A 23,959-nucleotide genomic window follows, 5' to 3' on the forward strand; every position below is an offset into this window, starting at 1 on the left:
AGCCTGGGCAGGCGATCTGCCCAGGCACGCACAACGGGGCCGACGACGCCTCACACAATTCGCCTTTTAAAATTGAGAGTATCACGATGGGTAAGCCAACTGGATTCAAAGAGTTTGACCGCAAAAAAGTGCCTTGGCGACTGCCAGTTGTCCGCATCAACGACTACCAGGAAATCTACACCGAACCCAAAGAAGAACTGCTCCGCGAGCAGGGTGCCCGGTGTATGGATTGCGGCGTGCCGTTCTGCCAATCGTCCAGCGGTTGCCCGATCGACAACCTGATCCCCGAGTGGAACGACCTGGTCTACAACGGTCGCTGGGAAGACGCGATCCAGCGTCTGCACAAGACGAACAACTTCCCTGAGTTCACCGGTCGGGTCTGCCCCGCGCCGTGCGAAGGGTCGTGCGTTTTGGGCATCACCAATCCGCCCGTGACCATCAAGAACATCGAGAACGCGATCGTCGACCGCGCTTGGCAGGAGGGCTGGATTAAGCCCGAACCGCCAAATGCGCGGACCGGCAAAAAGGTAGCGATTATCGGTTCGGGACCCGCCGGCCTCGCCGCCGCGGATCAATTGAACCGTGCCGGCCACCTGGTCACCGTCTTCGAACGCGCCAGCCGCATCGGCGGGTTGCTGATGTACGGCATTCCTAACATGAAGCTGGACAAGAACCAAGTCGCTCGCCGCGTCGAGAAGATGACCACCGAAGGCGTCACCTTCAAGACCAACGTCAACGTCGGCGTCGATATCGACCCGAAGGACCTGCAGAAAGATTTTGATGCAGTCCTGTTGTCGACCGGTGCGACCAAGCCGCGAGATCTGCCGATCCCCGGCCGCGACCTCAACGGTGTCCACTTCGCGATGGACTACCTGACCGGGAACACCAAGAAGGTTCTCGACAAAACCGACACGGCCGAGTTCATCAACTCCGAAGGGAAAGATGTGATCGTGATCGGTGGTGGCGATACCGGCACCGACTGTATCGGCACCTCGATCCGCCACGGCTGCAAGAGCATGGTCAACTTTGAGCTGCTGCCTCAGCCGCCCGAAGAACGTGCTGACGATAATCCTTGGCCCGAATGGCCGCGCGTCTTCCGCACCGATTACGGTCACGAAGAAGCGGCAGCTAAGTTCGGCAAGGACCCGCGGACGTATTGCATCCTGTCGAAGGAGTTCATCGACGACGGCCAGGGCAATCTGTCGGGCATTCGCACCGTGGGTGTCGAATGGACCAAGAAGCCCGATGGTGGCTGGGCGATGAGCGAGATCGAAGGCTCCGAAAAGGTTTGGCCCGCACAGCGCGTCTACCTGGCGATGGGCTTCCTGGGTCCAGAGCAGTACTTGGTCGAATCGATGGGCTTCGAAACCGATGCCCGATCGAACTACAAGGCCGAGCATGGCAAGTTCACGACCAGCATCGAAGGCGTCTTCGCTGCCGGTGACTGCCGTCGCGGACAGAGTCTTGTCGTCTGGGCGATCAACGAAGGCCGCGGAGCCGCTCGTGCGATCGACATCTACCTGCAAGGCAGCAGCGTTCTGCCAGCACCAGGCACGACGATGGGAACCGAACTGTCGGCGACTTAATCCGACAGGTTCCTCGGCAGTAAAGAATGGTCGCGGCGGCACAGGGCCTGCCGCGACCGACCGATCCACTTGTTGCAAGGATCTCGCCTTGCAACAAGTTTTCGATCGGTGGCCGCCCAGTGCGGACTAGTCTTTCTTAGGTCGCAGATTCTGCGGCATCTCGACTTCGATTTCAACAAGCTTGTTGATCTCGCCATCGGCTTGCTTGTGCAATTCGAACGCGTCGTAAAGCTCTCCGATCGCGGTGCGTGCTTCGAAACGAAGCTGATCGCCATCGATGTGGATCACTTGATACAGTTGCGTATCCTCGGCCAAACGCTTCATGAACGGCCAACGCGTATTGTCGTACATCTTCGGCCCGCTGACCGATACGACGTAGACAGTCCCGTGCTCGGGATCGACGTTTTGCACGCCGGTGGGAACGTTAACCGTGCCGACGCTGATCTCCTTGTCGCCCTCTTTCGCCGCCGCCTTGTCATCGACTCCAAAGGTCGAGAACTCCTTTTCTGAAACCTCGACTCCCGGAACGCTGAAGCCGGTCCGGCCGTAAGTGTGGTCGTGACCTTGCAGCACGAGGTCGACTTTGTATTTGTCCAGGATCGGTTTCCAAGCCGCTCGCAGCGAACGGTTGTCGCGTCCCTTACCGGTCGAAAAGATCGGGTGATGGAAGGTGCAAACGACCCACTCAGACTTGTTGTTGGCCAAAACGTCTTCGAGCCAAACCGCTTGTTCCTTTTGCATTTCGTTGCTATTCAGAGCGATCACGCGAAGGTTCTGATAGACGAGTGTGAAACAGCTTTCCTCGAGCCCCTTGGGACCGTTTTGAGGAAAGGTGAACGAAGGACGCCAATGCGATGTCAGCTGGCGACTTTTCCCATCGGCCGATTTGGATTGCTCGTGATTGCCGGGGACTGCGATGTTGGGAGTCATCGCGTTCAGCCACGCTCCGGCGCCAAACCACTCGCCCCACTCGGCGTCCGCTGTGGCGCGATTCACGAGATCGCCGGCGTGCAGCAGGAACGCCGCCTTGGGAGCGTCGCGATAGGCTTCGCGGATCACTCGCGACCACATCGAACGCAGATTGTTTTGCGCGTCGCCAAAATAGATGAACGAAAAGGGTTCGTGCTTGCTCGTTGGAGTGGAGAAGTGGAACCACTCGCTCCAGTTCACGCCGTCGCCAACGCGATAGGCGTAACGAGTGCCTGGGGTCAGGTCGCGAAAGCTGACGCTGTGAAAGTGAGCTGTATTCAGATCGGTCTTCAGCGCTTCGGAGACCGCTGCGATCTGCTCCGCTTTCGCCGGAAAACCGGGCCCCGCTTCGGCGACGGCGATTTCCGCCAGCCCGATGTTGACCGCGGTCGACGTTCGCCAAGTGACAGCTTGGGAGGTGTGTGGATCGCCATCCCAGGTCAAGACGATCCGATCGGGCATCGCCGTCGGTTCGTACATCTCGTCGGGCTTTACCGCGATCGGAGCGTGCGAATGACCGTGCTCTCCCTCGTGTGCGATCCCCAAGGTTTGCAGCGATAGGCTCGCGACGGTCCAAATCATTAACTTACGACAATTCATTCAGAAAGCGCCTTTTGTGTGTTCCATTGCAAAAACTTCGGTCGGCTGACATTATGCCTACCGGAGTCTCGTTCGCTGATGAAGAAACGATGAAGTTCCGATTTTAGCAAAGCGTTCGCGCAGAGCTTCCCCTGGGAACGCTTTGGGTGTGTCGTCGACTTGGGCGACATCGACCAGGAGTGGCAGATTCCTGACGGACTTGCCCCTGGCGTTAGATAATTGGATTTACGAGATGGCCTCGCCCAAGAAGTCGACTTCCACCATAAGAGGCGGAATCGTTTTCCAGAAAACCGCCGGGCATCCGCTGTCGATCTTGCTGGCGTTCGCAGTCGTTGACTTTAGATTTGACGACGTTTCTGACCCTCGCGGCAAGCCGGTTTGGGATCGCTCAGTTGCACCGGGCGGTTGAAAACGGAGGAATCGAGGTTGCAACCGGATGACGATTCACACGCCGCTGCCAGTGAATTGATCCCCGTCTTCAGACGCCAACTTTTTCTGCTTCCGATTTCGGCGACTTCGCGGCGTTGGGAATCGAGCCGACCTGCGCCGCCGCTGGCGATTGCTTTTCCCGCCGTTTGTGTTCCCGTTCGGCTCGCATCATGATCCGCGCGACGCCAAGTCCCAGCGGGGCCAGTAGTGTTCCTGCCGTCATCACGCCCGACATCAGCGCGCCGTTGACTCCTGGGATTCCGACATCACTGCCGGTCAGATACAGATTCTTGACCGATGTCTTCACAGGCCAGCGGTCGCGATACAGTCGATGTTGGTTGCAAACGCTGCCGTAGATCGTGCCGTGCCAATGGTCGGTGAAGGTCTTGACGGTGAGCGGTGTGGAGAGTTCTTGGTAGTCGATCAGGTCGCGAAAGCCGGGGAAAAACAGCTCCACATGATCCAGTAACGCCTCGGCCGTCGCGGCTTTCTTCTGTTCGTAGTCCTCGCCGCGACGCTTCCATTTTGTGTTGTCCCACCGCGCCCAGTGTCGGTCCTCGCTGAAGCTGATGATCTGCGCGGTGTGAGGTTCTTGGCCGGGATTGCGTAGCGAACCGAAGCCGAAGTAACATCCATCGACCTGCTCTGGATTGTTGGGATCGGCTTCCAAGTTGTGGTCGGTCCGCGCATACAACCAATAGTTGCCCGCGTCGAAGCCATGCTTCCGCGGATCCTCTTTCAGTCCCAAGTACAAGACGTTGACCGAAGGACCAGGCGTCATTCGCGCGATGCGTTTTCGTTCGCGGATGCCATGCCCTTGGGGGCACAGTTTCCCAAACGTGATCACGCCGCCGGCGTTGGAGATCACGATCGGTGCTCGGTAGGTCACTTCCTTCTCTTTATGGATCGCCACAACACCTGTCGCTTTCCCCTTTTCGATCACGATGTTGTTCACCGACCGATTGATCAAACAGGCTCCGCCGTGGGCTTCGATCACCTTTTTCGTATGCTCGGCCAGCACCGTTCCACCACCGGCGGGAAAGTAGCCGCCGTTGAGGAAGTCGCCGCTGACGATCCCATGAAAGGCGAAGCTACTGTCCGACGGCGGCGTCCCAAAATCGGGCCACTGGGCAGCGATCACCGCGCGGAGAAACGGATCCTTGAACTGCTTGGCCAGATATTCTCCCGTGTTCATCGTCGCCATCCGGCGCCGAAACATCGTCAACAGCGACGCCATCCAATCGGGCAGCGTCTTGCCGACATACCAACGGACCATCCAGTCGCGCATCTTTTGAATGTCGCGGAAGTATTGTTCCAACGCATCTTGTTCGTCGGGGAAACGTTTCACGAGCGCCGCGAGGATGTCGGGTTGGTTGTCGGGCAGATCAAACGTCTCTTCAGCAAAGACAAAGTGTTCGAAGGGATCGCCCAGCGAGTTCCATTGAATCCCGCCGCCGGTGACAAAGTCCATCACCTGGCGGGTCTGCGATCCATATTGCATCTCGCCGACGTAGTGGACTCCGGTATCCCATTCGTGATGTTTGCGGCGGAAACAATGCGTGAAGCCACCCAGCTTCGAGTGGCGTTCCAACACCAGCACGCGTTTGCCAGCCATCTGTGCCAACAGGCTGGCGGTCGCCAGTCCGCCCAACCCCGAACCGATGATGATGGCATCGTATCGATCTGTCTGTGCGTTTTTCATCGGGTTTCATCGACCTCGGAAGATAAGTTGTAGGGGCGCGAGATTGCCGGTGAGGCATCGCGCCGGATCGTATCGCCGCGTGGGCGACGCTGTTTTTGCCAGACCATCGTTTTGCCACGCCGCAGGCCAACGATTTCGCCACGGTTGGCCAGATGGTTCATGTAGCCAACCGCTTCGGGAAACAGCAGCGTTCGTTCTGCAAGGCTCAACGTCCGTCGATAGATCGCCGGCAAACAATCGATCGCCGTCCGAGGACGCTGCAGATGTTCCAGCACCCGGGACGCGACCGCCTCTTGGCTGGCGATCATCTGCCGAGATCGAATCGCGATTCCTGTGAACGGAGTATGGTGGCCGGGCAGACAGATCGATCGGTTGTCGATCTGTTCCCCGATCCGGCCGTAGGTCTCTCGCCAGGCGGCAATTGGATCCAGGTCGGGTTGGTCCGCCGAAACGTTCAGGTTCGTCGACATGCGAGGCAAGATCTGATCTCCGGTGATCACCAACCCATCGTTGGCACAGAGCGTCAGATGGTCGACCGCGTGCCCGTTGCCAACGATTGCTGTCCAGAGCCGCTTTCCAATCTGCAGTGTTTCCCCGTCGGCGATGACGCTGGTTGCTTCGGGCAGCACGGCCACCGCATCGGCGTACCGTCGCTTGGGACGACGGATGAAGGCAGCCAATTCCAAATCCTTCATGCCAGCGAGGACTGCAAAATCGATCTCTTTGGGCGTCCGCGACAGCGTCTTGTCGTGCAGCATGCGATGCGCCACGGCGAGGGTGCCTCGCGTCGCCACGATCTCGGCTCCGCGCTCGGCGAACCAGCCCGCCAGTCCGATGTGATCGGGATGGTGGTGTGTCACCACAACGCGGCGGACCGTGCCGTAGCTTGATTCCAAAACGCGAAGTGCGTCGGTCAAAGCCTGCAGCGTTTGCGGCGTATTGGTGCCGGTGTCGACCAACACGATGCCATCGCGATCTTGCAATGCATAGACATTGACATGCCCCGGTCCAGCAGCAACGGGCAGACGGATCCACCAGACGCCTTCGGCGACTTGCCGCGCGGTTCCCGCTTCGGGAGCGAGACCGTCGATCGCGCGAACTGCTTCCACCGTCGTGGGCGCAGCGTCGGCATGGTGCTGCGATTTGGCAGCTTCTTCGGATGTCGGCAGACGTTGGGTTCTTTGCATTGGGAAATCAAAATCAGGCGGATTGTCCGGCGACCGAAACGATCACTTTGCCACTGCGGCCCGGTTCTTCGGCGCGAGCCAGCGCGGCGGCGATCTCATCCATCGCGAAGGACGAATCGACTTCGAATTGCAGCGTCTTCCCCGCGATCATCTCGCTGATCGCGTCATAGAGTGCCGTTCGCTGTGGCAAGGTCATGCGATTCAAACGCTTGGAAAGCCAGAAGCCCTCCAGACGGATGCCGCGAAAGATCAACTGGTCGCCGCCGACGCAACACTCCTCGCCCGACAACATTCCATAATTGACGACAGTTCCTCCCTCGCTGAGACACGCGGCCAAGCGACTGGTGCTTGCACCGGCCACGGCATCGAGCCCCAGTCGCAAGGGTTGGTTCTTGATCGCTTCGCGGACGCGTTGTTCCAACTGGGGCCCGTCGACAACCGCGACATCGCCACCGAAACGTTTGACGTGGTCGATCGATTCGGGGCGTCGCACGACATTGATCGTCCGCAGACCTTGGACCCGTGCGATCTGCATGATGCAGCGACCGACGCTCGATAGCGGCGCGTTCTGAATCAACCAATCCTTGGACTTCAATTGACCATCGTGTTCCAACAACAGCAGCGCCGTCGCCGGATTCACTTTCATCAACGCAAACTGATGCAGATCCCCGTCGGCAGGCAATTTGTGCACCGCCGTGGCGGGGACCTTCCGCTGTTGAGCCCAGTTGTTGTTGGCGGTCACCATCACGCGGTCGCCGACTTGCAAATCTTTGACAGCTTCGCCGCACCGCGCCACGCGTCCGACAGCTTCCATCCCGATCGCGGCGGGCAATTTGGGGAGCGATCCGTAGCGGCCGGCCAACGTCGCCAGATCGGCAGGGTTGATCGGGAACGCTTCGATGTCGACAACCACCTCCCACGCCGACGGTTCGCCCACTGCAGCGACGGTCACGCATTTGGCGACTTGGCTTGGCGGGCCAAACTTTTCAAATCGAATCTGTTTCATGCCGGACACTAGAACACCCCCTTCGACTTCGGTGCGACTCGCAAATTGTCGACGATGCACTGGATCGTGTAATCGAGTTGTTCGTGCGTGTGAAACGTGTTGATGAAAAATCGCAGGCGTGATTTGTCGCGAGGGACGATCGGATGCAGCATCGGGTAGGCGCAGATCCCTTGTCCAAACAACGCCATCGAAAGCCATAACGCCAGTTCAGAATCGCGACACATCAACGGAACCACCGCCGAATCGTGGCTGTTGTAAGTGTCTAGCCCCGCTGCTTTGGCCCGCTGGATAAAGTGACGGGCGTTGTCGACAAGCCGCCGCGCCCGCTCGGGTTCGGCCCGCATGATCCGCAGCGATTCCAGCCCCGCCGCGGTGTTGGCGGGGGTCGGCGCGGCGCCGTATAACAACACGCCAGGAGCGAAATATTTGAGCATCGCGATCAGCGGATTGGGACCTGCGATGTAGCCTCCGCACGTTCCAAACGATTTACTCAGCGAACCAAAGTAGATGTCGACGTCGTGCGGATCGAAGTCGAAGTAATCGGTGACGCCCAAACCGTTGGGGCCGATGATTCCAAAGGAATGCGCTTCGTCGACCATCAACAACGCCTTGTACCTTCGCTTGATATCGATCAACCGAGGCAGGTCGGGGATGTCGCCATCCATGCTGTAGACCCCTTCGACCAGGATCAACACGCGTTCAAATTTACCGCGGTTCGCAGCTAGCAGAGCCTCCAACGCTTCGTAGTCGTTGTGTGGGAAACCGATTCGTCGCGCGGCGGTCATCTTGCATCCGGCCAGCGCCGAATTGTGGATCAGTTCGTCGTAGACGATTAAGTCTTTGTTGCGACACAGATAACCGATGGCAAACGTGTTGGTGCTGTATCCGCCGACCGACAGCACGGCATCTTCGGTCCCCAAGACTTCGCAGATCTCTTTTTCAAACGCACGGTGCAAGTCTATCTCGCCGGTGATCGAACGCCCCGAACCGGTGCTGGTTCCAAAGGTGTCGACCGCTCGTTTGGCCGCCTCTTTGACGCGGGCGTCACCGGCCAGCCCGAGGTAGTTGTAGGTCGAATAGTTGATCATCTCGCGACCTTCGAGATTCACTGTCGCATCGGAAACCGACAGCCGCTTGAGGAACTGGGTGCGTGGATATTTCTCTTTATCCAGGTACCACTCCATCGTGGTGAATTCTTTGTATTCGGGAAACTTGTCGAATTGGTAGAACGCCGGCGACGCTTTCACTTCGCCGCGTGGTTTGGACGTTTTCTTCGTGGCGTTATTCTCTTCCGAATCGGAACCCTCCCGCCGGATCTGCATCTTCAATCGCTCGAGGCTCGATTTAACGCTCATGTTGTTTGGACTCTCGTTGCTGCATCGTCATGTGGTTGTCTGGTGTCGCGGTGGAAACGGGCACTGCAATTTTGAAACGCTGGTTTACACAGGGGCGGCCGCCGTGGGATCTGGCGACGCTGCCGGTCGACTGTCCGACTTGCTTGGCAGCGAGGTTGCCGTTCCAAGGGAGGCGAGCGAGCCGACGGCCAGCGATCGGATCGTGGCTTCGCCGACCAATTCGAGCACCGATACCTTTAATCCCAGCTGGCTATCGAACATTTGTTGGATCTCGGTCGCCATCAACGAATCGACTCCCAATTCGCTGACCGGCCGATCCACGGCGATCGCTTCGGGATCCGACTTGAGGACGACGCCAACGATCTCGCGAATCAGGCCGGCAACCAGATCGATCTGGTCGGCGTCGCTGAGCCCCGCGAGTTCTTCGATCAATTGATCGCGCAAGGCGTTGTCTTGCGGTGCCGAATCGGCTTCGATCAACGCGGCAAAGCGAGGCGACTTGCCCCCCAAGGTTTCGAACCGCGCCCAATCGGCCCAGGAGGTGATCAAGACCATGCCGAACTGCGTCACGTCGCGAGCGAGCCCCTGCCGCAGCAAGCCCAACGCCTCGGCCGATGGCAGCCCACGCAGACCGACATACCGCAGGAACAGCTCCAGTTTTTCATCTCGAGCGACGACGCCGACATCCGAGATCGCTCCCCAGCAGACGCTTGTCGCCGGCAGTCCGATCGCCTTGCGATGATGAGCCAAACCGTTCAGGAAACCGTTGGCCGCACAATAGGCAGCTTGCCGGCTGTTGCCGACTTGATTGGCCAGCGAGGAATAGAGGACAAAGTGATCGAGGTCGAGATCCTCGGTAGCGCGGTGCAGGTTCCACGCCCCCAGGGCCTTGCTGCGCAGCACGCTTTGCAGGGCGGGAAGATTGATGTCGGCTATCGCTTGATCCATGATCACCGCCGCCGAATGGAAGACTCCCTTCAACGGAGGCATCTGGTTTTGGATCGTGCCTAACAGCGACTGAACCTGGCCAAAGTCGGACGTATCGCACGCCGCATCCTGAACCGTTGCGCCGAGGCTTTCGAGTTCCTGAACGAACGCCTTTTTGTCGTCATCGTCGGCGCCGGCGCGGCCGGTCAGAACGAGATGCCGGGCGCCTTGTTCGATCAACCAGCGAGCGGTCTTGCGGCCGAAGCCCCCAAATCCGCCAGTGATCAGATAGGTTGCGTCGGTCCGCAAACGCAGATCGTCGCGTTGCACAATCGGCAGATCTTGGCCGCGGGTGTCGTAGGAGATCACGACTTGCGTTTTGGTTTCACGCAGCGGCAGAACTTGCCAAGCGACATCGGCCACCGAAACTTCTAACGCCGAACACTCGGGCGATTCGATTTCCAGCAGCTCGCCGACAACGTGCTCCAACGCCGCGCGAAGCCGTCCCGGTTTGGCTGCCAAGACGGCCAGATCGGTTCGGGCAATCGAGGCGATCGTCGTCGGCAAGGAGAACGCTTGAGGTATGTCGTCGGTATCGATCACCGCCCCTCCTGCGGCGATCACACGCAGATCGAACGATGTCAGCCAAGACTGCATCCCCGCGACCAGCACCGCAAAACCACGCCCTCCCGTCTCCTGCTGCACCGCGTTATGAAGGCTCTCCGGACAAGCGGGGACGATGTTGTAATTCGACGGCAGATTTTGCTCGGCGACCGCTGCATCTTGTGTCACCACCGAGACGCGAACGCCGCGGGCGGCGAGCAATTCAGCAACAGCCAGCGACATCGGGCTTGTATCGACGAGCGCCGCGTCGCCCGATTCGAGATCGATCCCATGCAGAGCACATTGGGCTTGAACGAGGATCCCAAGGTTGGCAACCAACTGGGGTGCATGGTCCGTCGATGGAATTTCGACCAGATGAAAGTGATCGCGGCGACCGGATAGCTGGCTGGCGAGATCGGCGGGCGCAAACCCGCAGACCTGCATCCCCGCACATAAATCGTCGACCTCGCTTCCCGCTTCGAGAATCGTCCCGACGATTTCGATCAGCGGTTGTTCGATGTGATCCGCCGATTGATCCAAAACCAAATTTAGTGGCAGCAGCGATTTTTCCACGCGAACCCGCACGTCGCGGGGACCGATCGCCGGTTGGGGAGCGGCCAGAATTCGGACGGTTCCGACCTGTTCGGTATCGGGGCGCAACGGTCGGATCTGAATCGGATGCTGATCGCCGGGGATTCGATATTCGATTCGATCATCATCGAGGCAAGGCGATTCCAGCAACTCGCTGGTCCAACGGGCCAGATTGCGAATCGCAACTTCGTCTTCCACGGCATCGCACAACAATTCCAACGCGACGGCGTCACAGGTCGCGTGATCGGTCGATGCCGGTAGATCGACCGACGTGAACTGGAAGCCTTCGAGTTCATTGGCGGCGACGCGAACGAATCCGTTCACAGCCGTCTGACGCGGTTCGACTCGGCCATCCTCTTCATCGACAGCAAACGCCGATTGAGTGACAACATAGGCTCGCGGCCGCCCCGCCGGTTCGATCTCCAGCATCGCCTGTGTCAGCGTAACGAGCGCTGCGATCGATTGTTCGCCCGTCGGATCCTGCTGGGCAACCATCACATCGAGGCTGTTGAAGAAGACGACGCCATCGAGTTCGCCACAGCGGTTCAGGACCTGCCGTGCATCGTCGACCGAATCGGGACGGATACAAAACAGGCCGCCGTCGTCGACAAAGGCGTCGCCAAATTCGACTCTTCCCGAAATCATCGCGCCATAGTTTTCGATCTGCATCGAAACCTGTTGGGCCACATCGTTGGAAGCTCCCACCACCAACCAATGCCCCAGTCGCCGTGGCTCGTCGAGCGTGTCGGCGATTCTCCATTGGTAGTCGAGGATCTGTCGCTTGACGACGTCGCCGAACTGGTCGGTCCGTTGAGGCCGGTTGGCGGCGGTCGCTACCAGCGAACGGACCACGCCGACAACCTGCCCCTGGTCGTCGCAAAGAGTCAGGTCGCAAGTGATCTGCCGATCGGTTTGGCTCGTCATTTTGCCGAGGCACCAAATCGTGTCGGGCAGCGAATCGACATACAGGCAGAGTTCACCGATCTGTGTCGGTAGATAGGTTGTCTCCGAATGGACTAACAGCGACATCAACGTTTGGAAACAACCATCCAACAGCGTCGGGTGCATTTTGTATTTGGCAGGATGTTCGCGTAGCGTGTCGTCGATTTCGATCCGCGCCAGCACCCGACGATCGGTTCGATCGATGCGGAGCTCTTTGACCGCTTGGAAATAGGGGCCATACATCAATCCGACCTGCCGCAGTTCCCTGTAAAACGAATCGACATCCGCAGGCTTGTCTAACTTCGCAAGCAGGTCGGGCAGATCGAGCGCCTTCGTTTCGGAAGCGGGAAGCGGAGCGATCGACGCGGTGACATGGACCTGCCCCGTGCCGAGGCGTCCATTTTCCAAGCTGCGGATCTGGGCGGATTGTCGGGACGCGTCGTAGGTGGTTGTGAAATCGAGTCCACGGTCGGGAGCGATGATCATCGGCGCCGCGATCTGCAAATCGCGAATCGCCAACTTCGCCGCGTCGGGGAACTGGATCGCCGCCAGTTCCAGCAGCGATTCGATGTAGGCAGCCGCTGGCAACACGGGGATGCCGGCGACGATGTGATCTCTCAAGTAGGCAACGGCTTCGTGGTCGAAGTCGTTCCGCCAAACGGGAGCCGAGAGCGCTTCTTGGGTTCCCAAAATGGGATGGATGATCGGGTTTATGCGGTCCTGCGCGGCGCGGTCGTTTTCCAACCACAATCGCTCGCGTTGCCAGGCGTAATTGGGCAACGAAACCAGTTTTCCGGTGCGATACAGGCGGGACCATTCGTATTCGCATCCGGCAGCAAAAACGCCCGCGATGGCGCGGTGAACGCTTTGGATTTCGGGCTGCTTGCGATGCAACGTGTGCACCAACCGACATTCCTTCCCCGCGGCGTGGATGCAATCACGGAGCGCCGACGACAGCACGGGGTGCGGACCGACTTCAAAAAAAGTGTTGTATCCGTCGTCCAAAATCGAATCGACCGCATCGGCAAATTCGACGGGCTGGCGGATGTTCAGCGGCCAATACGACGCGTCGAACGAAGCCTCGGTCACCAAGCGACCGGTGACTGTCGAATAGAGCGGGATCTTGGCAGCGCTTGTCTGCAAACCGGACAGCCGGCGTTCCAACGCTGCCATCAATGGATCCATCAACGGGCTGTGGTAGGGAACTTCAACGGTCAACATTTTGTTGAAGATGTCGGCCGCCGTAAATTGACGCGACAGTTCGGTCAGCGTGTCGGTGTCCCCCGCCAACGTCACGGTGTTGGTTCCATTAACAGCTGCCAGTGAAACGAGATCGCCAATTCCAGCGATTCGCTGCAACGCTTCCTGTTTGCCAAGCCCGACCGCCAGCATCGAACCGGTTCCGGCCGTCGTCGCTTGCAATTGGCTGCGATGAAAACTGACGGTCAAGACATCTTCGAGACTAAGCACGCCCGCGGCATAGGCCGAACCGAGTTCACCAACCGAATGGCCGACACAGGCGGCGGGCGTGACGCCAGCGTCTTCCAACATTTCCAACAGCCCGATTTGGATCAACAGGTTCGCTGGTTGAGCATATTGGGTTCGCGAGATCCGCGAACTCGATTCGCCCTTGAGCATTTCGGTCAGGATCGAAAAGCCCGCGATCTCTTGGAAGAGCATGTCGGCTTGCTCGACCGCTTGCCGGTAGAAGTCCGATTTGCGATAGAGCTGCTGCCCCATCCCCCACCACTGCGGCCCCATCCCTGTAAAGACAAAGACACACTCGCGACGTCCTTGGAAGGGCTGCGAATCGACGACGACATGCGGTGAGTCCTGACCTTCGGCGAGCGAGCGAAGCCCTTGCCGCAATTCGTTGCGATCGCTGCCGATCACAACGGCCCGCTGGGCAAGATGCGCCCGTCGCCGAGCGGCGGTGTACAACACATCGTGCAATTCTCCCTCATTTGCCAAACAGGATTCGAGGTTCCCTGCGTTAGCTCTTAAGGCTTCCGTGCTACGCGCACTGACCGGCAACATCAGCGGCAGTTCGTGTGGATTGAGACTCGCATTTCCCGAAAGCAAAGCGCCCCCATCGAGCGGCTTTCCATTACCATTGCCGTTGCAATGGGCCGATCCGTTGCCCTGCGGATGCCCGTTTGCGTGCGACTTTCCATTGCAATGATGTTTTGCAAAATTTGGCTGGGCGTGGTGAGCCGGTGCCGATTGCAAGATCACGTGCGCGTTGGAACCGCCGTAGCCAAACGAATTCACAGCGACGCAGATTGGTTCGTCGCCGCGGCCCAATGGAATCAGATCGTCCGCCAGACGGAGCCCCAGTTTTTCGAACTCGATCGCTTCGTTGGGCGTTTGTAAATTGGCTAGCGGAGCGGCTTGGCGATAGAGCGTCGTCAGCACGCCTTTGATCACGCCGGCGATCCCCGCGCAAGCTTCCATATGTCCGGTGTTGCTTTTGATCGAACCGATCACGACGCGGTCTTCGCCATGGCGGCCTTGACCATAGATTTCGCCGATCGCCTGGCATTCGGTAGGATCGCCGATCGCGGTCCCGGTGCCGTGGCATTCGACATATTTGATCTGCAGTGGATGGATCTGGTAACGCTGGCAAACCGACTGGATCAACGCGCGTTGGGCAGCGCCGCTGGGCATCGAGATCCCCGCCGTGCAGCCGTCTTGATTGGTTCCCGATCCGATCACTGTCGAGAGGATTTCGTCTCCATCGCGGAGCGCGTGTTCCAACGGCTTCAGCAGCACAACGCCCGCTCCTTCCCCACGTCCATAGCCATCGCCGCGAGCGTCGAACGATTTCGATTCTCCATCGCGCGACAAGAAGTGCCCCTTGCACATCCCCATCGGATATTCGGGACGCATCATCACATTCACACCCCCGACGATCGCCATCTGCGCCGTTCCACGCCAGAGATCTTGGCAGGCATAGTGGAACGCGACCAATGACGACGAGCAGGCGGTGTCGATCGATAGACTCGGGCCGCGGAGATCGTAGGTGTGCGAGATGCGGTTGGAGAGCATCGTCATCATCATCCCGGCGGCGCTGTGCTGGTTGATCTGCGAACGATTTCGCGACGATATCTGCGTGATCATGTGGTCCAACATGAAACCGCCGACGTAGACACCGATCGATTTGCCCGCTTGGTCGGGCAGCGGAATCCCCGCGTTTTCGAACGCTTCCCAAACGATCTCCAACATCAGGCGTTGCTGCGGGTCCATGTTCTCCGCTTCGCGCGGCGAGATCCCAAAAAACGAAGCGTCAAAGGTCGTTGGATCTTGATGGAGAAATCCACCACGACGGATGTACGCCTTCCCTTTGGAGACTGGATTGGACGAATAATATCGATCGACATCCCAACGGTCCGCCGGGATCGTATCGATTGCGTTGAATCTCGTTTTCAGGGCTTCCCAGAGTTGCGTGATACTATCGAGTCCCTTCGGAAATCGGCAGGCCATCCCTACGACTGCAAGCGGTTGATCGGTCATTGGAAGTTCCTCTCGAGTGAATCACCTGCTGGTTTGCCGGTACGCGAACCTGCACACTGCAACACCGGCCGGCAGCTCATGTTGCTTCAATGGACGGGCTGATCTCAGGCTGCTCTTGAGCCGCTGCGATCAAGACATAAACTGCGGGGACAAAAAACAATGCGATCAGGGTCGCACCACCGACACCGCCAGCGATCGTGATCGCCAACGGCGGCCAGAAACCGCCCCCCGCCAAAAACAGGGGAGTAAAGCCAGCGATGGTGGTTAGCGTGGTTGCGGTCACATGCCGCGTCGATCGCATCACGACATCGACCAACGCGTCGAGGTCGCCGGTTCGCGCCGTGGGCTCTCGACGGATCGCTGCCAGGACGACGATCGAATCGTTGATCGCAACGCCGACCAAACCCATCGTGCCGACGATCGCCATGAACCCAAAGGGATATCCGGAAATCCAGACGGCAAGATGGCTGATGCCAAACGAGAGACCGGCGACAACAAAGATCAACGCCGCCAACCGAAACGACCCGAAGGTCAACACCATCGCTGCGACCATCATCACGACGATCACCACGACGCTGGCCATCAGGTTGTCGACGGCGGTATTGCGAGTCTTCTCTTCACCCCCGAACGAAATGCTGTACCCCACGGGCAATGGAATGTTGGCCGTTGCGATCCTGCGTTTGAAATCGTCGATGACTGTCGAAGGCAGCATGCCCGCGGGGATGAAGCCTTGGATCTCGTTCATGCGCTGGCCATCGAGTCGCGGGATCTCGGCACTGTCGGCTTCTAAGCCAATCGTGGCGATCGCGGAGATCGGAATCGACGACCCGCTGCGGCCCGGTTGGGAAGCCAGCAGATTGATCGACGCGATCTCGGACATGCTGGAACGGCGCTTATTCCCCGCGCGGACGCGGACCGGCAACTGCTCGGTCGTTTCGACGACCGCCCCCCCGGTGCTCCCTTCGAGCGTGGTCTGCAATTGATTGGCAATCGCTTCGTGGCTGAGCCCCGCGATTCGCGCTTCGGCTTCGTCGATCGAAAACGCCACCTTGGGAACCGCTTCGTCCAACTGCACACGGCTGTGAATCACGCCCGGCGTCGAGACCAGCAGGTCGCGGAACTCGGTTCCCAAGCGACGCAGTTGATCGAGATCGGGGCCCAGGACGCGGACCTCGACCGGCGCATCGAAGCCGGCCCCCTGTTCCAACTGGCGGACCAAGACGCGAGCAAATGGGCAGCGATTGTCGACCAACGCTTGCAAGTCGTGGATGATCTCGGGAGTGGCAACGTCCGTGCGAAGCTTGACGATCGCTTGTCCATACGAAGGCAGGTTCCGTCGGCTGCGAACGACGTTGTAGTAGAACGTGGGAGCGGATTCGCCCAAGAACCAATGGACTGCGTCGACCGCCGGATGCGCGGTCAGCGTCTCGGTCAAACGACGCGCGGTGTCGCGCGTGTTGTGGATCGAAGCATGGGCGTTCAATTCCAGATCGATGTAGACCTGATCGCGATCGGCCGGCGGGAAAAATTGGATCGGCAAGCTTCCGACCATCAAAAATCCCAGAATCGGAGCGACCAAGCCCAACGCGATTCCTAGCGCTGGCACGGCAAGCGACATCTGTAACAGCGAGCGATAGGCAGCAGCCAATGGTTTGATCGTCAGCCCGCGATCGAACCATGCAAACCAATGCGACCTGTCTGGCCGAACTCGTCCCATCGCTGCCAGCGCGGGAATGATCGTCACCGCCAACAGGAAGGAACTGGCGATCGCGAGGATCACGCTGACACCAATCGCTCCCACAAATTCGCCATCGGGGCCGCGCATGATGGCGATCGGGGCAAACGACAGCGCGGTCGTCAGCGTCGAACCAAACAACGGCACCAACAGATGTTTGACTGCGGCGGCGACGGCATCGGCTGGAGCGGAGCCCGCGCGAATCCGATGACTGGTTTCGTCGACCACGACGATCGCATTGTCGATCAACAGGCCGAGCGAGATGATCAACCCGGTGATCGAAATCTGGTGGATCGGAATCTCCAAAAGACGCATTCCAGCCAGAACCATCATCGACGACAGCGGGAGCGAAAAGGAGACGACCAGCGCGTTCCTCAAGCCCATCATCAAAAAGGTGATCAAAAAGACGGCCAGACAACCCAACAACAGATTCTGGCCGAGACCTGCCAAGCGTTTGTCGACGTAGTCGTTCTGGTCGAACAGTTTGTCGATGCCGATTCCTGGCGGAAGAGAGGATTCAAATTCAGCCAATCGCCCGGTGACATCGCGATTCCAGGGACCGATCTGATACTCGGAACGAACGCGAATCCCCAGCACCACCGCATCCAAACGGTCGATCACCGCCACGTTTGTCAGCGGACGGACGACATCGCGTTGGATCTCCGCGACATCGCCCAATTGCACGACCGGTCCGTCGTCGGAGGTCCGGATCGGCATCCCGGCGATTCGACGTTCGGAATCGAGTTCGTTGTCGATCCCCATCAATAGATCGCTGCTGGCGCCGCGCAACTGGCCGGCTGAAACCTTGGCGTCGCTGCGGGCCAATTGGTCGGCGATATCGCTGGCCGTCAACTTCAACGCCGCCAACTCTTCCGGTTTAACCGTCACCAAGAACTCTTCGTCGGGAGCTCCATACAGATCGACCGACTCGGTTCCGGCGATGCGTTCGAGTTGTTCCTTCAGTTGTTTGGCCAGTCTACGCAACAGCGAATAATTCGGATCTCCGCCGCGTTGCCAAGTGATCCCAACGAGCATCGCGTTCGCCTTGATCTTGACCTTTTCGAAGACAGGGTCGAGCGTTCCGGCGGGTAATTCGTGGGCCACCGCGTCGATCTTGTCGCGGACCCGCGACCAAACCTCATCGACAGCGTAGACGTTGGCGTTGAGTTCGATACCGATTGTCGAAACCCCGGCGCGGCTGGACGACGTGATTTCTTTGACCTCATCGATCTCGCGAATCGCTTGTTCGACGCGTTCGGTCACCAACGCTTCGACACGGGTCGCGTTGAAGCCTGGCACGACGGTGTTCACGATCGCAAAGCGTGGCGTCAGTTCAGGATCCTCGGCCCGCGGCAGGACGCTGTACGATGAGAGCCCGGCGACAAAGATCAGCCCCACCGCCAGACACAGCAGTCGTCGATTCCGGTAGAAGAGGTTGGAGAGCATGGATTATCGAGGTTGGCGTTTAGCTGGCGGTTGGGGCGAGCGAAGCAATCGGGCGATCCGAGCGTGGCGTGGGGACGAGGTCCAATGGTTCGGGAGGTTTTTCGGCGGGCGACATCACATCCTGCGACGCGGGTTCGGTCGCGGGGGCAGTCGCGGATTCGTCGACTTCGTCGGTCGGTTCGGGAACGCGGATCGCTTGCTTGGTCGTCAGCCGATGCGTTCCGCTGGAGACGATCCAGTCGCCGGTTTCGAGCGTCCCGCGGACCAGCGCCCGTTCGCCTTGCGTTTCGATCAGATCGACATCGCGTCGCTCCGTCGTGGTCGTTTCATCGCCATCGCCGACGACTGCGAGAACCGACCACAGTCCCTGGCCGCCGCGCGAGATCGCGGCCAACGGGATCCAAAAACCATCGACCGGAATCTCTTGAGTGAACGCCAACCGAGCGACTTCGCCCGGAACAATCTGCTGCGGCGAGACGTCGTCGAGCGTCAAGACGATGGTTTGGGTGAGCGTTTGATGATCCAGGTCCGCGATCCGCGATCGGACCGTCGCATCGAACGATTGCTTGCGAACGATCACCGGCAATGTTTCGCCCGTTTGGATCGATGCGGCGATCGCTGTCGGAACACCGACCCAAACTTCCAGCGATGCGTCTTCGATGATCCGGAAGATCGTCGACCCCGGCTGGGCGATCGATCCCTCGTCGACCGATCGCTCGGTGACAAACGCATCGTACGGAGCGACTATCTGGCTCTTTTCGATTTCGATATCAACATCTTGAATCGACGCGTCGAACTGGGCCACGATCGCCTTCTGAGCGTCCAACCGTTCCTGACGCGTACCAGCTGTCAATTCATCGAGTACCTTCTGAGCCGATTGCAATCGAGCTTCCACCGCCGTCAATGAAAAGGCCGCCTGCTCGGCTTCTTCGCGCGACGAAGCGCTGGCTAGCAACAACCGCTGCCGCCGCTTGGCCATTTGGTCGGCGGCGTCGACCTGGGCGGCAAGGTCTTGAACTGTCGCACGCTGAGCCGCGATCGATTCCTTGCGCGGCCCGGCTTCCAGTTCGGCAAGGACCGCCAGCGCTTCGCGGTGCTGCGCCTCGAGCCCCAGCCGTTTGACCTTTAGTCGACGATCGCCGATCCGCGCCAAAGGCTGCCCCTTTTCGACCCGATCTCCCAGATCCGCGGAGACTTCAACGACCTCTCCCTGGCGTTCAAAACTCAGCTCGCTCTGACGCGCCGGTTTGATGATTCCGGTGAACGTTCGCTCGCGAGCGTAGCTCTCCACGCGTTGAACCTGCATCGTTTCGACCGGCAACGTCGACGCGCTTCCACCCGCTGTGTGCGGTCGCGAGCTCTCGCCCGGGCTTCGGTCGGGCGCCGGATGATCGGAATGCTGCATCGACGACGCGGCGAGCCCGACGCCGATCGCCACGGCGACCAACAACATCGTCGCCAAGGCAACCTGGATTCCTCCCCCGCGACGACGTCCAGCGGTCGTAAGCGGCGCTCGATAGGGTGCCTCTTGTACGTTCATGGATCTTGGTAACGATGGATTCCGGACAGCTCTTGAGAGGGGAATGCGTGCCTACAGCGTGGCAACGGCCCCACCGATCGAAAACGAGGTTGTTGGCGGGGCGGTGACGCTTGCCCAGCATTCACACAGGACCCAGCTTAACTAGGCCTCTAGGGTTTAGCATCTGGAATAACAGCCAAAAGAAAGCAAATCCGGAAAAAACTCAGTTTAGGTAGGCATCGAAGATTGCGGAGACTGCAGAAACACAGCAAGAGGGGGCGGCTGAGTCGAGATTGAGACGGGTGCGGATCATGCCAACTTTAACCAGGGCTGCGTGCCGAGATAAGCTATACAAAGGTCGGGACCGGACCGACCGGACCTACGCCACTGCCGGCAGCCTGCCCGCGATCTCCAGAATCCACCGCCCCATGCTGTCGAACGAACCGAAACGCCCGATCGCTGCCGCTGCCTGCCCGTTGGGCGGGCGGATCCGCGCGGTCGGTCTGGCGGCTTGGTCGATCGCTTGGCTGCTCTCGCTGGGAGGCTGCGGCTACCTGGCTCAATGGAAAACCAACGGGCACATGGTCGGCCCCGATCATGTCGCTCCCACTGCCGCGGTCGCCGAGCATTGGATCGATTTCAACAATCCCAAGCTGATCAGTTCGCAAAATGGTGTCGACGATGAGAACTGGTGGAGGATGTTCCGCGATCCGGAGATCGAGCAGATCGTTTCGGCCGCCAACAGCAACTATCTGCCATTGCGGATCGCGATGCTGCGAATCCAAGAGGCCCGATTGCAGCGGGCGATTGCGGTGGGCAATCTTCTGCCGCAATCGCAGGAGTTTTTCGCGGAGTTCCAGCGGATTCAAAACAGTGACAACGGGAACCAGATCGGAATCGCCGATCTCGGCAATACGTTCGACCTCTATCAATTTGGCTTCAACGCCAACTGGGAACTGGATGTTTGGGGGCGTTTGCGGCGTCAGATCGAATCCGAAGGAGCCAAGGTGCAGGGGACGATCGAAGACCGCCGCGACGTGAAGTTGTCGTTGGTCTCCGACGCGATTGCGGCTTACATCGAGATCCGCACCAACCAAGATCGCCTCGTTTTCGCTCATGCCAATATCGAAGCTCAGCAGAAAACATTGGAGCTGGCCGAATCGCGATTCAAGAACGGTTCGGTCTCCAAGCTGGATGTCACGCAGGCGCGGGCCAATCTTGAAGCGACACGGGCCGCGATCCCCGAACTGGAACGGAGTCTACGCGTTGCGAACAACCAACTGTGTGTTCTGCTGGGTCTTTCCCCACGCGATCTGATCGCGCAGATGGGGTGGGCCGGCGTCCCGACGACTCCCGATGCGATCATGGTCGGAATGCCAGTCGATCTGCTGCGTCGGCGTCCCGACATTCGCAGCGCCGAGCGGGCGATCGCGGCGCAAAGTGCGCAGATCGGCGTCGCCGCAGCCGATCTGTTTCCCACGTTTTCGCTGCGTGGGACCATCAATTGGCAATCATTCAATTTTCCCGACCTGTTCGAATCGGCATCGAACGCCGGAGCGATCATCCCCGGCGTTCGTTGGAACCTGTTGAACTATGGACGGCTGATGAACAACGTCCAGATCCAGGAGACGCGGTTGGAGCGGACGATCGTCGAATACCGCCAAACCGTTTTGCGAGCGGGAAGCGAGGTCGAGGATGCGATGATCCGATTCGTCAAAGCACGCGAGCAGATCGCGAGTCGCGAGCGAGCGGTTGCGGCGACCGCTGAATCGATCGAAATCGCCACGCTGCAATACGAAGAGGGGACGGTTGAATTCGATCGTGTCAACGAATTGCGTAAAGACCTCGTTCGCCAGCAAGATCTGCTGGCCCTGGCTCGTGGCGAAGCGGCACTTGGGATCGTCGCGATCTACCGAACGCTCGGCGGCGGTTGGGGCTCGGCGGATCAAGCGATCGGCAACTGCGCTCCCGCGCCAACCATCCAAGCAGAGCCGGCGCCGCCCATCCGTTCCATCCCTTCGCAGGAATCCAAACCGCCGCTCACCGCCAACCGCTCGCCGCAGGTGATCGTACGCACGATCGGCATCCTAACGCCTCTCCCCAGCAGCCCTTATCAGCCGCTCGAGGCGATCCAACCGAGCTCTCTTGGCGCGGCAAAATCGCGGCGACAGGCTGAAAGCTCCACGTCTCCGGGGAGCCATCGGTAAACGGTGTCCCCGTCATCGGCGACCGCCCCAGATGCGGGGACCGACGGGAAGGGCAGTGAGGGTTGCAGGGCAGAGGCTTGGTTTGGCTTGCAAAAAACGGGGCTTCAGAAAAATTTTGGTTACTGGTTGACAGTCTTTCGTGTCGAACGCATCATAGATCCGGCAAGTATTGAGACTGAGTTTCAATATCGCCGGCCTGAAAAATTCGTCAACGAAGCCAGCCACCTTTCTTTCGGCAGCCCGCCACGTTCGACGACTCCGCTGGAAATGTTTTCCAGATGCGAGTTCCGTCAATCTCTCTGAACGTGGAGAACCAAACATGTCCTCAAAGGACCTCCGTAGCCGCGCTGGCTTTACGCTTGTTGAGTTGTTAGTTGTGATCGCCATCATCGGCATCCTGGTCGGGCTTCTGCTGCCCGCAGTCCAGTCGGCTCGCGAAGCGGCCCGGCGGATGTCGTGCAGCAACCAGCTGAAACAGGTCACCCTGGCAACTCACAATTTTCACGACACCTTCCTCGAACTCCCCTATGCGACGCGTGATCGATTGGAGGGAGACGATGGCAGCACCTGGGCGACCGGGCACATCCAAATTCTGCCGTTTTTGGAGAGCGACGCGATCGCAAGCCGCTGGGATCCCGAAGAACCTCGCAACAGCACAGTCGATACCGATGGGGATGGATGGACCAACGACATGCTGAAGAAAGAGATCATCCCAACGTATATGTGCCCTTCGATGGTCATGCCCAGCGCACCGCTGACCGGCGAGCGTGCTCCGATGAGCTACTTGTATTGCGCGGGTACGGCGGATGCCAGCATGTTGCACTATGCCGCTTACTACGCTCTTCCCGAACCAACCTACGACGGAGCGATCGTTCCCGTGATGACATATCTTGCGTCGGGATCAACGCCTACGCCAAGCCACCGCAATCCTACAAAGTTCCGCGACATGCTCGATGGAACGTCGAACACCTTTTTGATGGGTGAAACCGACTTCATGCCCAAAGGCGTGCCATCGACGTCGTATGGAGGCGTTTGGGCCTACGGTTACGCTGGCTACTCATGGGGCACAACGTACCATCCGTTCAACCGACACGACTGGACGTCGACGGTTTACGGTGCCTTCCGCAGCCAGCATCCCGGCGGCGGACAATTCTCGCTAGTCGATGGATCGGTGCGGTTTCTTTCGGAATCGGTGGACAACGATGTCTACCAAGCTATTTCCACGCGAGCTGGCGGTGAAGTCGCCACGCTTCCGTAGTGAATCTCTTTCCGAATCCGTCAATCAGCAAAGAATGATCCCCATGAAGACCAACTGGCTGAAGGTGCTGGCCACCTGTGTCGTTCTCGCAGTCTTGCCTGGGTGCGGCGAGGAACAGCCTCCCGCCGCACCTGCGGGACCACCTCTTCCGTTATCGGTTGAGGAGTGGAAGCAGTTGCCGATCGAGGTCAAATACGACGAAGCGACCTTCGATCGACTGCGAGACAAAGACGCCAAGCTACAGAATGATCGGAACTGGCACCGCTTTATGAAAGAAGTTGTTGTGCCCGAACGCAAGCTGGATATCCCAGGGATTCCAGGAGCGTAGGCGCTCGCGAGGAGAATCAATCGTTCCCCTCTCGCCCGCTGCCCGATGCCGTTTCG

12 protein-coding genes are annotated in these 23,959 nt (G+C 59.2%); 4 read left to right on the forward strand and 8 right to left on the reverse strand.

The genetic code is table 11. From position 1 onward, the window contains the following. The first annotated feature begins 86 nt into the window (after positions 1-86). Positions 87-1,586, forward strand: a complete 1,500-nt coding sequence (locus CA51_RS23950) for a glutamate synthase subunit beta (RefSeq protein ID WP_145123650.1) — start codon at positions 87-89, stop codon at positions 1,584-1,586. 126 nt (positions 1,587-1,712) lie between these two features. On the opposite strand, the gene CA51_RS23955 is transcribed toward CA51_RS23950, so the two are convergent. The 8 genes from CA51_RS23955 to CA51_RS23990 all read right to left on the reverse strand — a co-directional run bounded on the left by CA51_RS23955 (position 1,713) and on the right by CA51_RS23990 (position 20,131). Next, positions 1,713-3,155: a purple acid phosphatase family protein gene (locus CA51_RS23955; protein ID WP_145123651.1), complete on the reverse strand. Its 1,443-nt coding sequence runs from the start codon at positions 3,153-3,155 to the stop codon at positions 1,713-1,715. A gap of 478 nt (positions 3,156-3,633) precedes the next feature. Next, on the reverse strand, positions 3,634-5,286 hold the full coding sequence (locus tag CA51_RS23960) for a phytoene desaturase family protein (protein ID WP_145123652.1): 1,653 nt from the start codon (positions 5,284-5,286) through the stop codon (positions 3,634-3,636). Continuing rightward, complete coding sequence (locus CA51_RS23965) at positions 5,283-6,473, reverse strand: MBL fold metallo-hydrolase (protein WP_145123653.1); 1,191 nt, start codon at positions 6,471-6,473, stop codon at positions 5,283-5,285. The genes CA51_RS23960 and CA51_RS23965 overlap by 4 nt, the downstream gene beginning before the upstream one ends. Before the next feature lie 13 nt (positions 6,474-6,486). Beyond that, a complete protein-coding gene (locus CA51_RS23970) occupies positions 6,487-7,479 on the reverse strand; it encodes an MDR family NADPH-dependent oxidoreductase (RefSeq protein WP_145123654.1) in 993 nt (330 codons plus the stop codon). An 8-nt stretch (positions 7,480-7,487) separates the two neighbouring features. After that, a complete protein-coding gene (locus CA51_RS23975) occupies positions 7,488-8,834 on the reverse strand; it encodes an aminotransferase class I/II-fold pyridoxal phosphate-dependent enzyme (RefSeq protein ID WP_145123655.1) in 1,347 nt (448 codons plus the stop codon). 84 nt (positions 8,835-8,918) lie between these two features. Beyond that, positions 8,919-15,410, reverse strand: a complete 6,492-nt coding sequence (locus CA51_RS23980) for a type I polyketide synthase (protein WP_145123656.1) — start codon at positions 15,408-15,410, stop codon at positions 8,919-8,921. 76 nt (positions 15,411-15,486) lie between these two features. Further along, positions 15,487-18,591: an efflux RND transporter permease subunit gene (locus CA51_RS23985; RefSeq protein ID WP_145123657.1), complete on the reverse strand. Its 3,105-nt coding sequence runs from the start codon at positions 18,589-18,591 to the stop codon at positions 15,487-15,489. A 19-nt stretch (positions 18,592-18,610) separates the two neighbouring features. Next, a complete protein-coding gene (locus CA51_RS23990; protein WP_145123658.1) occupies positions 18,611-20,131 on the reverse strand; it encodes an efflux RND transporter periplasmic adaptor subunit in 1,521 nt (506 codons plus the stop codon). A 407-nt stretch (positions 20,132-20,538) separates the two neighbouring features. Between CA51_RS23990 and CA51_RS23995 the strand changes: the two genes are divergently transcribed. From CA51_RS23995 to CA51_RS24005, 3 genes are all read left to right on the forward strand, one after another. Next, positions 20,539-22,317, forward strand: a complete 1,779-nt coding sequence (locus tag CA51_RS23995) for an efflux transporter outer membrane subunit (RefSeq protein ID WP_197451433.1) — start codon at positions 20,539-20,541, stop codon at positions 22,315-22,317. Positions 22,318-22,636: 319 nt separating this feature from the next. Next, positions 22,637-23,575, forward strand: a complete 939-nt coding sequence (locus CA51_RS24000) for a DUF1559 domain-containing protein (RefSeq protein WP_145123660.1) — start codon at positions 22,637-22,639, stop codon at positions 23,573-23,575. A gap of 43 nt (positions 23,576-23,618) precedes the next feature. After that, positions 23,619-23,903 (forward strand): hypothetical protein, encoded by a 285-nt coding sequence (locus tag CA51_RS24005; protein WP_145123661.1) that lies wholly within the window; start codon positions 23,619-23,621, stop codon positions 23,901-23,903. Positions 23,904-23,959: the final 56 nt, after the last annotated feature.

The organism is Rosistilla oblonga (genome assembly GCF_007751715.1).
Taxonomy (GTDB): Bacteria; Planctomycetota; Planctomycetia; order Pirellulales; family Pirellulaceae; genus Rosistilla; species Rosistilla oblonga.

Excerpts from the sequence above, each read along its gene's own strand:
- CA51_RS23950 (WP_145123650.1), top strand. The coding sequence starts at position 87 with ATGGGTAAGCCAACTGGATTCAAAGAGTTTGACCGCAAAAAAGTGCCT.
- CA51_RS23955 (WP_145123651.1), bottom strand. The coding sequence starts at position 3,155 with ATGAATTGTCGTAAGTTAATGATTTGGACCGTCGCGAGCCTATCGCTG.
- CA51_RS23960 (WP_145123652.1), bottom strand. The coding sequence starts at position 5,286 with ATGAAAAACGCACAGACAGATCGATACGATGCCATCATCATCGGTTCG.
- CA51_RS23965 (WP_145123653.1), bottom strand. The coding sequence starts at position 6,473 with ATGCAAAGAACCCAACGTCTGCCGACATCCGAAGAAGCTGCCAAATCG.
- CA51_RS23970 (WP_145123654.1), bottom strand. The coding sequence starts at position 7,479 with ATGAAACAGATTCGATTTGAAAAGTTTGGCCCGCCAAGCCAAGTCGCC.
- CA51_RS23975 (WP_145123655.1), bottom strand. The coding sequence starts at position 8,834 with ATGAGCGTTAAATCGAGCCTCGAGCGATTGAAGATGCAGATCCGGCGG.
- CA51_RS23980 (WP_145123656.1), bottom strand. The coding sequence starts at position 15,410 with ATGACCGATCAACCGCTTGCAGTCGTAGGGATGGCCTGCCGATTTCCG.
- CA51_RS23985 (WP_145123657.1), bottom strand. The coding sequence starts at position 18,591 with ATGCTCTCCAACCTCTTCTACCGGAATCGACGACTGCTGTGTCTGGCG.
- CA51_RS23990 (WP_145123658.1), bottom strand. The coding sequence starts at position 20,131 with ATGAACGTACAAGAGGCACCCTATCGAGCGCCGCTTACGACCGCTGGA.
- CA51_RS23995 (WP_197451433.1), top strand. The coding sequence starts at position 20,539 with ATGCTGTCGAACGAACCGAAACGCCCGATCGCTGCCGCTGCCTGCCCG.
- CA51_RS24000 (WP_145123660.1), top strand. The coding sequence starts at position 22,637 with ATGTCCTCAAAGGACCTCCGTAGCCGCGCTGGCTTTACGCTTGTTGAG.
- CA51_RS24005 (WP_145123661.1), top strand. The coding sequence starts at position 23,619 with ATGAAGACCAACTGGCTGAAGGTGCTGGCCACCTGTGTCGTTCTCGCA.